12 protein-coding genes are annotated in these 11367 nt (G+C 69.2%); 5 read left to right on the top strand and 7 right to left on the bottom strand.

All coding sequences use genetic code 11. The features are described 5' to 3' along the window. Positions 1–14: 14 nt before the first annotated feature. Positions 15–356, bottom strand: coding sequence for a metallopeptidase family protein (locus tag AC04ME_RS16415; protein WP_042541936.1), 342 nt, complete (start codon positions 354–356; stop codon positions 15–17). Positions 357–521: 165 nt separating this feature from the next. Here AC04ME_RS16415 and AC04ME_RS16410 point away from each other — a divergent pair, with 165 nt between their 5' ends. The 4 genes from AC04ME_RS16410 to AC04ME_RS16395 all read left to right on the top strand — a co-directional run bounded on the left by AC04ME_RS16410 (position 522) and on the right by AC04ME_RS16395 (position 3790). After that, positions 522–728 (top strand): DUF3499 family protein, encoded by a 207-nt coding sequence (locus AC04ME_RS16410; protein ID WP_042541935.1) that lies wholly within the window; start codon positions 522–524, stop codon positions 726–728. Positions 729–804: 76 nt separating this feature from the next. Continuing rightward, on the top strand, positions 805–1764 hold the full coding sequence (locus AC04ME_RS16405; RefSeq protein WP_475436046.1) for an efflux RND transporter periplasmic adaptor subunit: 960 nt from the start codon (positions 805–807) through the stop codon (positions 1762–1764). Beyond that, entirely contained in the window at positions 1761–2579 is an 819-nt protein-coding gene (locus AC04ME_RS16400; protein WP_475436044.1) for an ABC transporter ATP-binding protein, read from the top strand. Before AC04ME_RS16405 ends, AC04ME_RS16400 begins: the two co-directional genes overlap by 4 nt. Further along, positions 2576–3790 carry an ABC transporter permease gene (locus tag AC04ME_RS16395; RefSeq protein WP_475436042.1) on the top strand — a complete coding sequence of 405 codons (1215 nt, stop codon included), beginning with the start codon at positions 2576–2578 and terminating at the stop codon, positions 3788–3790. The genes AC04ME_RS16400 and AC04ME_RS16395 overlap by 4 nt, the downstream gene beginning before the upstream one ends. Before the next feature lie 33 nt (positions 3791–3823). Here the strand turns inward: AC04ME_RS16395 and AC04ME_RS16390 are convergent, their stop codons facing one another. After that, positions 3824–4633, bottom strand: a complete 810-nt coding sequence (locus tag AC04ME_RS16390) for an RDD family protein (RefSeq protein ID WP_042541933.1) — start codon at positions 4631–4633, stop codon at positions 3824–3826. 16 nt (positions 4634–4649) lie between these two features. Between AC04ME_RS16390 and AC04ME_RS16385 the strand changes: the two genes are divergently transcribed. Continuing rightward, on the top strand, positions 4650–5642 hold the full coding sequence (locus tag AC04ME_RS16385) for a stage II sporulation protein M (protein ID WP_475436154.1): 993 nt from the start codon (positions 4650–4652) through the stop codon (positions 5640–5642). Positions 5643–5654: 12 nt separating this feature from the next. Here AC04ME_RS16385 and AC04ME_RS16380 read toward each other — a convergent pair whose 3' ends face one another. The 5 genes from AC04ME_RS16380 to AC04ME_RS16360 form a co-directional block, all read right to left on the bottom strand. Then, positions 5655–6962 carry a DUF58 domain-containing protein gene (locus AC04ME_RS16380; protein ID WP_475436041.1) on the bottom strand — a complete coding sequence of 436 codons (1308 nt, stop codon included), beginning with the start codon at positions 6960–6962 and terminating at the stop codon, positions 5655–5657. Continuing rightward, positions 6963–7886 (bottom strand): AAA family ATPase, encoded by a 924-nt coding sequence (locus AC04ME_RS16375; RefSeq protein WP_042542171.1) that lies wholly within the window; start codon positions 7884–7886, stop codon positions 6963–6965. 99 nt (positions 7887–7985) lie between these two features. Then, entirely contained in the window at positions 7986–9179 is a 1194-nt protein-coding gene (locus AC04ME_RS16370; protein ID WP_475436040.1) for a DUF4350 domain-containing protein, read from the bottom strand. Then, complete coding sequence (locus AC04ME_RS16365) at positions 9176–9817, bottom strand: DUF4129 domain-containing protein (protein WP_475436039.1); 642 nt, start codon at positions 9815–9817, stop codon at positions 9176–9178. Before AC04ME_RS16365 ends, AC04ME_RS16370 begins: the two co-directional genes overlap by 4 nt. Further along, positions 9814–11313, bottom strand: coding sequence for a DUF7847 domain-containing protein (locus AC04ME_RS16360; RefSeq protein WP_475436037.1), 1500 nt, complete (start codon positions 11311–11313; stop codon positions 9814–9816). The genes AC04ME_RS16365 and AC04ME_RS16360 overlap by 4 nt, the downstream gene beginning before the upstream one ends. Positions 11314–11367 lie beyond the last annotated feature (54 nt).

The following is an 11367-nucleotide window of genomic DNA, read 5'->3' as shown; positions in this document are numbered from 1 at the left end:
GTCGATCCGCGACCTCAGTGGTCGTGACCGCCCATGTCCCAGGGTTCACGGCCGACGTACTCCGCCGCGGCTCGGAACACGGCGCTCTCGATAGCCATCCGCCGGTGAGCGCCGTCGTCGTGCCCTGGCGGCAGCAGGCGCTCGATCGGAAGACGGAAGAGCACGATCCGAGCCTTCTCGTGATCGAGGTGCCAGCGCGGCACTTCATCCGTCGCCTCGAACGCCGGCATGGCGCCGATCTCGAACCTGACCTCCTGCAGCTCCGGCCAGGTGCCGCGAAGGAACTCCACCGCCGTGCCGACGGTCAGATCGAATCGGTCGATGCGCCCGTCGAGAGGGGCCAGCGGCGGACGCACGACCTCACTGCGTCCGAGTCGCCCATGCCGTCCGTGCCTCGCCCCACGTCGGGGTGCTTCGGAGGTTCGGGGACGACGGGGCATAGCGAAAGTCTAGGCCGAGTCTGTCGGCCGGGGCGGCGCGGCATCCGCTCGACCGGAGAACCTGGACGTAGCCTGGCGTGAATGGACGGAAGACTCTGCTCGAAGGTCGGCTGCGCGCGTGAAGCCGTGGCGACGCTCACGTACGACTACGGCGATCAGATGGCGGCGCTCGGGCCACTGGGGATAGCGCGGCATCCGAACGCTCACGATCTGTGCGCGCAGCACGCGGATCGGCTGTCAGTGCCCGCGGGGTGGCTCGTGATCCGTCATGAGGCGCTTCGCGCCTGAGTTCTTCACTTCGGTGGATGAGACACGCCGCCCCGCGGCGGTGAGTCCTCGGAGCACCCGGCTACGCTGACCGCGGATGCGCCAGGGCGGCGCCGCCGGAAAGGCAGCTGTGATCGTCTGGCGACGCTGGATCTTCCCTCTTCTTCTCGTGCTCGTCTTCGGAGCATGCGCCGCGGCTCTCGTGAAGATCGCGTTCTTCCCGGACAGCAGCGAGGCGATGGTCAGTCCTGAGGCGTCGATCGGAGACCCGGTCATCCCGGTCGAGCGAGGCTCCGTCGTGAATGCCCTCACCCTGAGCGGCAACGTCGCCCGCGACGAGGCCTTCCCCGTGCGCGCAGAGGTCACCGGGACGGTCATCGCGGTGCATGTGCCGGAAGGGGCGACGGTCGCGGCAGGCCAGAAGCTCTTCACGATCAGGCAGGACGAGCCGAAGAAGGATGTGGATGTCGTCGCTTCCGAGGCGGGCGACGTCTCGGAGATCGCTCTGGTCAAGGGACAGGCGACGTCCGCGGGCACGGAGATCTTCACGCTCACGCCGGCGCGCTACCACCTGCTCGCGACGGTGGAACCGGTGCAGCTGTATCGCCTGGTGAACGCGCCGTCCGAGGCATCGGTGACCATCACCGGCGGACCGGCGCCGTTCGTTTGCACGGGAGTCCGCGTGCAGGTGAGCGCCGAGGGCACCGCGAGCGTCAGATGCGCGGTGCCGGGCGACCAGGTCGTCTTCGCGGGCCTGCCTGCGACGATGGATCTCGCGCTCGGACAGGTCGACGACGCCCTGGTGGTGCCGGTCACGGCCGTGCAGGGCGGGGCCGGCACCGGCAACGTGTGGGTCGACGCCGGCGACGACGCCGAACCCGAGGAGCGGCCTGTCGAGCTCGGCGTGAACGACGGAACCATGGTCGAGGTCGTCTCCGGTCTCGAAGAGGGCGAGTCGATCAGACAGTTCGTTCCCGGATTCGTCGCACCGGTGGAGGAGTTCTGCTACGAGATCGAGCCCGGCGTGGAGCAGTGCGACAGCGGGGTCAGCTGGTGACGCTCGTCGCACTCAACGATGTGACCAAGAGCGTCCGGCTCGCCGATGACTCGGAACTGGAGATCCTTCGGGGCATCTCGTTGGAGGTGAGCGCCGGTGACCACGTGTCGATCGTCGGCAGGTCGGGCTCGGGCAAATCGACGCTGCTCAACATCCTCGGGATGCTCGACGCTCCGACCACCGGGTCCGTGTCGTTCGAAGACCGCGAAGTGCGGCGCATGCGCTCAGGGCGGCTGGACAGGCTGCGCGGGGACAACGTCGGCTTCGTCTTCCAGCAGTTCAACCTGCTGCCTGGGCGCACGGCTCTCGACAACGTGATGATGCCGCTCGGGCACGCACGGGGGCGGATGTTCTGGAACAGGAGACAGATCGCCGGCGACATGCTCGAGCGGGTCGGCCTCGGCCACCGCATCGAGCAGGTCGCCGACCGCCTCTCCGGAGGCGAGCAGCAGCGGGTCGCGATAGCGAGGGCCCTCGTGCGCCGCCCCGTGCTGATCCTCGCGGACGAGCCGACCGGAGCTCTCGACATCGACACGGGTGCGTCCGTCATGTCGTTGCTCGACCAGGTGGCGACCCAGACCGACGCCGCACTCGTCACGATCACGCACGACCTCCATGTGGCCGCCCGTGCCAGGCGGCACTACCGGCTCGACGCCGGACTCCTCGAGACGGCGGATCTCAGCCGCGCCTTCGAGGCCTCCACGCTCGCCGCCTCCGTCCCCTCCGCCGCATCGGCGGACTCGGGGGCATCCGCGCCCGCCGCTGCGCCAGCCATGCCGGCTATGCCTTCCTCGCGTCGCGGAGCAGTGTCGTGACCGGCATCCTCGGCGCCCTCTCGGACGCCTGGTCGGAGATCCGTGTTCACAAACTGCGGGTGCTGCTCAGTCTGATCGGCATCGCGGTCTCGGTGGCGGCACTCACCGGGGTCGTGGCCATATCCGAGTATCAGCGCCAGTTCCAGGCCGAGCAGTCGGACCGCTGGGGTGGTCGGGCAGCGACGCTGGTCGTCACGATCAGCAGCGACGACGGCGCACCCGTCGACTTCGACGCCTTCGACGAGCGGTTCACCGGCGTCGCTGAGCGATTCGAGTTCAGCCACACCGCGCGGATCGCGCAGGGCATGGTCGTCCCCGTGCAGCTCCCTGACGGCATCGTCGACGTGAACTCGCGATTGATCGACCCTCTCTACTCGCAGATCCACCGCGAGCAGCTGCTCGAGGGGCGCTGGATGCGCGATGCGGATTCCGACGCGCTCTCACCGCCCGTCGTGATCACGGAGGCGCTGTGGGACCGCATCGGGCGGACACCCGTCGCTCAGCACCCGACGCTGACGCTCGCAGGGCCCGCAGGCGGCACGTACCAGGTCGTGGGCGTCGTGCCTCGCCAGGGGTTCGGCGACGAGGAGCTGCGCGTCGACATCCTCTACGACGCGTATCGTGCTCGCGTCGATGCCCTGCCGGAGGGAGCATGGCCGCAGTATGAGATCTGGCTGGGCCAGGGTCAGGTCGACGAGATCGCACCCGTGCTCGCGATGGACCTTCGGGCGGGACTTCCGGAAGGGCAGACCGTGTCTGTCAGCCGCTCGGACTGGGCGGCCCAACCCGGTGCGCTGGATGCGCAGGCGACGTTCGAGATGGTCACCGTCGGCATCGCGGCGGTCATCCTCGCGCTCGGAGCGCTGAGCCTGATCAACATCCAGCTGGTCGCCATGCGGCAGCGGGTGCGTGAGATCGGCGTGCGTCGCGCGTTCGGGGCGACGTCGGGCCGGGTCTTCTTCTCGGTGTTCCTCGAGAGCCTTGTGGCGACCACGGTGGCCGGGCTCGTCGGCATCGCGATCGTGGTCGCGGTGCTCCGCTCCGATTGGGTGGTGACGTCGCTCTTCTACGGCATCCAGGACATCCCGCCGTTCCCGATGCGAGCGGCCTTCGTCGGTCTCGCGGCGTCGATCCTGGTCGGTGCCGTCGCCGGCTTCATCCCGGCCCTGGTCGCATTGCGGGTGAAGGTGATCGACGCGATCCGATTCTGACGTGCGCCCGGCGGCTCCCGACCGGACGAGCGCTCAGACGCCGACGCGACGACCGGTGAGCTTCTCCGCTCGGCGATCGGCGTTCTGCAGCGCTCTGCGCTCCCGCTCGCGACGGAGCACGGTGATGCCGATGAGCGCCACCTCGGGCGCGGCCTGGGGCAGGGGTGAGACGAACGGCGAGGCCTCGGAGAGCAGATCCTGCGCCACCCTCGCTCGTGCAGACGGCACCATTCGCGGAGCACTCTGCAAGAACTGGGAGATGCGACGGGCGAGGCGGTCGGGCAGGCGGGCCACATCGGCGATCTGGGCCCAGCCGGCGAGCATCGGCGGCAGCACCGGGACGCTGGGGATCAGCTTCGGCGTGCGCACGCGCTGGCTGTAGGTGCCCGCGACCATGTCTCCGAGGCGCTGGGATCGGGCGCTGAACGCCCCGGCGAGCACCGCGACGCTGCCCAGCGTCATGTAGATCTCGAGAACGCCCAGAAGCGCCCGGATGAAGGCGTGCCGGAATCCGGTCGCGCCCCCGTCGAGGCGTACGATGCGACCACCCACCGCGAGCTTTCCGAGGCTGCGGCCCTTGAGAGCGACCTCCATCGTGATCGGCAGCACCACGAAGCTGATCACGATCGAAGCGATGAAGGCGATCGTGTCGGTCGCCTGGTCGAGAACTCCGATGTCGAGCAGCCAGATTCGCAGGAACAGGGTGAGCACGAAGACGGCGATGCCGACCAGGAGATCGATGATCGCCCCCGCGGCTCGCAGGACGAATCCGATCGGCTGCACGTCGATCGCGACGGCTTCGCCGGAGAGAACCTCATCGGATGCATCGAGCGGGACGGACATGGGTACAGTAAATCAGGTGGATGCCGATGCGTTGACAGATGCGCGCCGCGCCGAGTGGGAGCGACTCGACCAGTTGAGCCGCGCCCGCCTCGACGGGGCGGGCGTCGACGAGCTGATCGTCCGATACCGTGCGGCATCCGCTGACCTCGCGGAGCTGAAGACCTCGGTGGGCGAATCGCCTCAGGGCGCGTATCTCTCGACGATCCTCGTGCGCGCACGGCTGCGACTCACGGGCGCATCCGACAACATCCTCACCCAGACCGGCCGCTTCTTCTCCCTGCAGCTGCCGGCTGCCCTCTATCGACTGCGCTGGACGACGCTCGTGGTCGCGGTGTCGTTCATCGCGGTCGTGGTCGGCACCGCCGCATGGATCTCGTCAGACCCGGCGCTTCTGGCGACCCTCGGCCCGCCCGACCTGCTCGAGCAGTATGCGGACGAGAGCTTCACCGGCTATTACACCGAGAACCCCGCGGCGGTCTTCATGGGCATGGTCTGGTGGAACAACGCCTGGATCGCCCTGCAGTGCGTTCTGTTCGGCATCACCGGCCTCTGGCCGATCAACGTGCTCGTACAGAATGCGATGGGTCTCGGGGTATCCGGCGCCGTCATGGCCGCCCACGATCAGGTCGATGTGATGATCCTCTACATCCTCCCGCACGGCCTTCTCGAGATGACGTCGATCTTCGTCGCCGCGGCCGGCGGACTCCACCTCTTCTGGTCGTGGGTCGCTCCGCGGCATCGATCGAGAGGCGAGTCTCTCGCCGCCGAGGGACGCTCGCTCGCGACGGTGGCGATCGGACTCGTCTTCGCGCTGTTCGTCTCGGGCCTGATCGAGGGTTTCGTGACCGGGTGGTCTCTGCCCTGGCCGATCAAGATCGGCATCGGCGTGGCCGCGCTCGCCGCGTTCCTGATCTACATGCTCGTCATCGGCGGTCGCGCGTATCGCCGAGGCGAGACCGGCGACCTCGTCGAGTATGAGGCAGGGACACCGCGACTTCTGGCCGGCTGAGGTCTCAGCGGTTCACAGCCGCCCTGAGGCCTTCAGCTCGAGGTATCGGTCGGCGATCCGAGGCGGCAGTGTCTCAGGATCGGCGGCGATGGCCTCGCCTCCGGCGCGACGCACCGCATCGGCCACGTTCTCCGCATCGCGCATGGTGCGTTCAGCGGCGGCGGCGAGGTAGATCTCCTCACGCGAACCACGCTGCATCGCGAGATCCGCGATGCCGTCGTCCGTGACGGATCCGACGAGGATGGACGTCGCCCTGCTCGCATCGGGGAAGGCACCGAGGAATCCGCGTGCCGACTCGGCGGCATCCTGTGCGGTCAGCACGACGATCAGCGCGGGGCGGGTCGTGAGGGTGCGAACCGCGGCGAACGCGCCCGGCCAGTCGGTGTCGACGAGGCGGGCGTGCACCGGGGCCATCGCGTCCGTCAGGGCGGGCAGAAGCGCGGCGCCGTCGACGCCGGTGACTCGAGCCCGCACGACACGGTCGTACATGAGCAGATGCACGTGGTCACCCGCTCGCGCCGCGAGGGCAGCGAGCAGAAGCGATGCCTCGAGGGCAGCGTCCACTCTCGTTCCGTCGCCGACGCGCGCAGCCGCGGTGCGCCCCGTATCGATGATGATCACGACGTGGCGGTCGCGCTCGGGTCGCCACGTCCTCAGCATCGTGGTTCCCGCCCGGGCGGTCGCCCGCCAGTCGATGGACCGTACGTCGTCGCCCCGGACATACTCCCGCAGAGAGTCGAACTCGGTCCCCTGACCGCGCACCTGGATGCTCGTGTTGCCGTCCAGCTCCCGCAGCCGTGCCAGCCGCGAAGGCAGGTGCTTGCGCGACGAGAAGGCGGGGAGCACCCGGACGGTTCCCCGCACCGTGTGGCGGGCCTGCCGTCCGGCGAGGCCGAGCGGACCCCGCGACCGGATCATCACGAACTCGCTCGCGAGCTCCCCTCGACGCCGGGGAAGCAGCGGCATCGAGACGCGTCGCCGTTCGCCCGGTGGGATGCTGAGTCGCTGACGCGCCTCGCCCGCGCCCGCCGTCGGCTGCCATGCATCACGGATCACCGCGTGCAGGGTGCGGCTGCCCTGATTCTGCAGCGCGACGCTCACCGGAACCAGTTCTCCGATCCGGGCGCGGGCCGGCACGCGCCTCGTCACGACGACGGAGCGAGGGCTCGGTGCCAGCAGTACGTCCAGCACCACCAGCAGCAGGCACAGCAGCACCCAGATGCCCAGCGCGGCATACGGCGGGAACTCCGCGAGCCCGGCGAGGACGAGCGGGACGATGCCGACGGCGACGGCAAGCGCGAGACGGCCGGTGACGAACACCTAGATCGGCACCCTGGTCTGCTGCACGACGGACGTGAGCACGGCATCCGCCGACACGCCCTCCATCTGCGCGTCCGGACGCAGCTGCAGTCGGTGTCGCCAGACCGGCACGAGCATGGTCTGCACGTGATCAGGGGTGACCGCGGTCGATGCGTTGAGCCACGCCCACGCCTTCGCGGCGGCCAGCAGGCCCGTCGAGGCGCGAGGACTCGCGCCGAGCTCGACCGAGGGCGACTGGCGCGTCGCCCTGGCGAGATCGACGACGTAGCCGAGGACGTCATCGGTGACCTCGACGCGCCCGGCTGCATCCTGCGCCGCCCGGATCTCGTCGGCCGAGACGGTGGCCTCGACGCCGGTGAGCTCGCGAGGCGAGAAGCCCGACGCGTGCTTGCGGAGCACCGACACTTCGGCGTCCCGCTCAGGCATTCCCACGACGAGCTTCATGAGGAAGCGGTCGAGCTGCGCCTCCGGAAGCGAGTAGGTGCCCTCGTGCTCGATCGGGTTCTGCGTCGCCGCGACGAGGAACGGATCGGGCAGTGGGCGGCTGACGCCGTCGGCGGACACCTGCCGCTCCTCCATCGCCTCCAGCAGGGCGGCCTGCGTCTTCGGGGGCGTGCGGTTGATCTCGTCGGCGAGCAGGATGTTCGTGAACACCGGGCCCGCACGGAAGTCGAACTCGCCCGTCCTGGCGTCGTACACGAGCGAGCCGGTGACGTCGCCGGGCATGAGGTCGGGCGTGAACTGCACGCGCTTCGTGTCGAGGCCCAGCGCTCGCGCGAACGAGCGCACGACCAGTGTCTTCGCCACCCCCGGCACGCCTTCGAGCAGCACGTGTCCTCGTGCCAGCAGCGACACCAGCAGGCCGGTCACGGTGCCGGCCTGGCCGACGACAGCCTTGTCGACCTCCGTGCGCACACGGTGCATGGCCTGACGCAGTTCGGCGTCGTTGAATGTCTCAGCGGTCACGTGGTGTCCTCGGCTTCCGTTCGGATGGATGGACGGCGGTTCGGTGGGTTCGGCGGATCATTCGGATCTCCGCTCCGTGAAGGAGGAGGCGTCGACCGCGCTCTCGAGTTCTTGCAGGCGCCGCGCGAGGTCGATCAGCGATGGATCATCGGCAGGCGTCGCACCCCCGAGCAGGTCGTGCAGAGATCCGCGGGGGATGCGCAGCCGATCGGCCGCGGCATCCGCGACCTCCTCGGCGCCCGCGGTCACGGCGAGTCCGAGCCTGCGCGCGAGCCGACGCCTGCTGCCGTCGCGGATCGCCTCGGCCGCATGCGCGGCGTCGCCTGCCTTCGCTGTCAAGCGCGCCCGTCCGTGCATCGTCTCCGAGGCGCGCACGGTCACCGGAAGAGTCTCGGCGACGAGAGGTCCGAAGCGCTGTCCGCGCCACAGCGCTGCTGCGACGCCGGCGATCATGAGCAGCAGGATGGCGGGCGTCACCCACCCGGGCGTGAGCGAGCCGAGCGTGTCGTCGGTCTCGCCTTCGATGTCGGTGTCGTCGAAGCTGGGCACGTACCAGACGACCCGGTCGGTCTGACCGAGCAGAGCGAGTCCGAGGGCGGCGTTCCCGTCTTCCGCGAGGTAGGCGTTGCTGAAGAGACGCGCGCCCTCGACGACGGCGTGCGTCTTGCCGTCGGTCTCGTCGATGAGCACGGCCGCCGCGTCGCCTGCGCCGAAGCAGCCCTCCACGCCGTCTGCCGGCGTGAACAGCCGATCAGGGCGGATGGTGCCGACATCCGCGAACTCGGGGGCGTCGCAGTCGGCCGGCACCGGAGTCGAGTCCGGCGTGGCGTTCTCGCCGATGCGCAGAAGGGTCAGCAGATGAGTGCTGCTCGAGAGGAACACGACTCGCTGGGCCGGTTCGATCAGCTCGGAGATCGCGTCGTCGGAGAGCGTATAGGGATTGGCCATCACGAGTGTGGTGTCGTCATCGAGCGCAGCTCGTGCCTCGTTCCGCGAGCGGAACACCGAGACCTCGACGCCGTTGTCCTCCAGGATCCGGGCGATGGCCATGGCTCCGGAATCGCCCACGCTCTCCGGATCGAGTGAGCCGCGTTGATCGGGCATGCGCACGCCGACCTGTATCGCCACGAAGACGCCGCCGAGAACGAGCGCCACGACGATCGCCCACCCGAGCAGCGACCGCGATCTTCTGCCGCGAGGCGCGCGTTCGGCCGTCGACGTCGGGGCATCGCGCTGCTCGACCACGCTCACGCGGGCACCGCCTCTGGGCGCAGCGCACTCAGACGGTCGTCGGTGGCCGCGAGCTCGGCGTAGCGCTCAGCAGTCGCGGGATGCCGGAGGTAGCGCACGTCGTCGAAGGAGATCGCAGCCTGGCGCACCGGTGTCGTCTCCGCAGGGAACACGACCGAGACCTCGCGCGCGATCGCCTGCGCGGTCGCTCCCGGGGAGGGATCGATGAGGTCGCGCTCGAGGAGCCCTCGGGCGAGCGCGCGGAATCGCAGGATGGTCGCCTCGTCCCAGTCGCCTCCACGTGCACAGCGATCGGCATCGGCTCGCAGCTGCGCGGCCGAGCGGTCGTCGTCCGCGCCGAGGAGGCCGGACCCGGGCCGACGGACAGCCTGGGCGCGGCGCGGGCGGCCCCAGATGATGAGCGCCGCCACGAGGGCGCCGAAGACGACGATGCTCACGATGATCAAGGCTGAGGGCCCCACGCTGGCGCCGTTGTCGGAGCTGAACAGGTCGGCGAGGAATCGTCCGATGTCACGCGCGACGAGGTCGAACCAGGTGGGCTTCGCATCGGCGTAGCGCGGATCGGAGAGCTCCTGCTCGGCCCACTGCCGCGCATCGTCTCCGTCGGGGACCCACACGTCGTCGAGCGAACGGATCATGCAGGTCCTTCGCTGCCGGCTCCGGGCGCGGCCCAGGTGGATTCGTCGGGGGAAGCCGGCGAAGCCGCAGGAGCCGGGGGAGCAGCAGGGGGCGAGTACGCGGGCGGCGCCGAGGCGCCCGCGGGCGACTGAGGCGAGGCAGGTGCGACCGCTCCCGGATACGGCGGCTGCGCCGGGTACTGCTGCGCTGGGTACTGCTGCGCCGGGTACTGCTGAGCGTAGGGCGGCCGCCCTGAGTACTGCTGCGCCGGGTAGGGCTGCGCCGGGTACTGCGGCCCCGGGTACTGCGGCGCCGGGTATTGCTGGGCGTAGGGCGGCTGCCCTGAGTACTGCTGCGCGGGGTATTGCTGTGCCGGGTACTGCGGCATCTCATAACCGGCGGCCGTCATCGTGGCCCATTCCGGGACCTGCTTCGGCGGCGGAGCGCTCGAGACGGCGCGTGCCGGATCGACGGCGAACGGATCGCCGAGCTGCTCGTCCGTCCATCCGAGATCGCGTCTCTCGACGTGACTGATCAGTGCCTGATCGAGACCCTCGTACCGCATCCGGCTGTCGAGATACACCAGGGTCCCGGCGGTGCTCTGCACCACGAGGGTGATGGCCTGCAGCACGAGAAGCAGGATCTGCGGGGCGAGGAGCGCGAAGACGAACCCCATGATCGCCGCGGTGTCGGCAGAGCCGGTCGGAGCGATGGTCGACCCGAGCATCGAGCTCACCAGTGAGACGGGCAGATTCACGAGCTGCATCGCCACACCCATGATGGCGCCGATGAGGAAGGTGACTCCCCAGGCGATCCAGAAACGACCGCGGGTGAGGCGCCACGAGCGCACGAGCGCATCGCGGAACTTCGCTCGCTCGAGCACGAGGATCGACGGCACGAGGAGCAGTTTGGTCGTGAGCCAGACCATGAGGGGGACGATGGCGAGCAGCAGGACCACGATGAGGATGACGACGCCGCCGATGGCTTCGACGGAACCGCCGAGCCCACTCGCGACGAAGCCGGCGATGATGACGAAGAGGATCACGATCACGCCGAAGACGAAGATGACAGAGAGCGACGCGAACGCCGCGAGCCGCCAGAACGACGGGATCATCTTGCGCCAGAGGGTCTTGAGGCTCGCCTTCACCCCGATCGCGGCGAAGCCGACCTCGGCTGCGACGACGCCCTGCATCAGGGCGGTGAAGGCGACGGATGCGAGGCCCACGGCGATGCCCGCGACGATGTTCATCGCGATGGTGCCTGCGAACACGGCCTCGAAGTCCGCAGAGGAGGGCGACAGCGACTCGAGTCGCGTGAACGTGGTGACGAACACGAAGCCCATCACCGTGGCGCTCAGCACGACGACCGCCAGCTGGATCACGACCCCGAAGCCGAAGAGGACCTTGGGGTTGTGCCGCAGCGCGACGAACGACTTGCTCAGCAGCATCCCGAATGTCAGCGGATGCAGGGGGATGATGCCCTTCTTCGGGGCAGGGGTCCACGTCTGGCCGCTCACCGGCACTCCCTCCGTCGTGCGCTCCCATCGTGTCACAAGACCCGTCGGCGCGTA

It is taken from the genome of Microbacterium sp. LjRoot205 (assembly GCF_056175745.1).
Note: the sequence above shows the minus strand (reverse complement) of the source record. Positions and strands in the feature narration are given on the sequence as shown.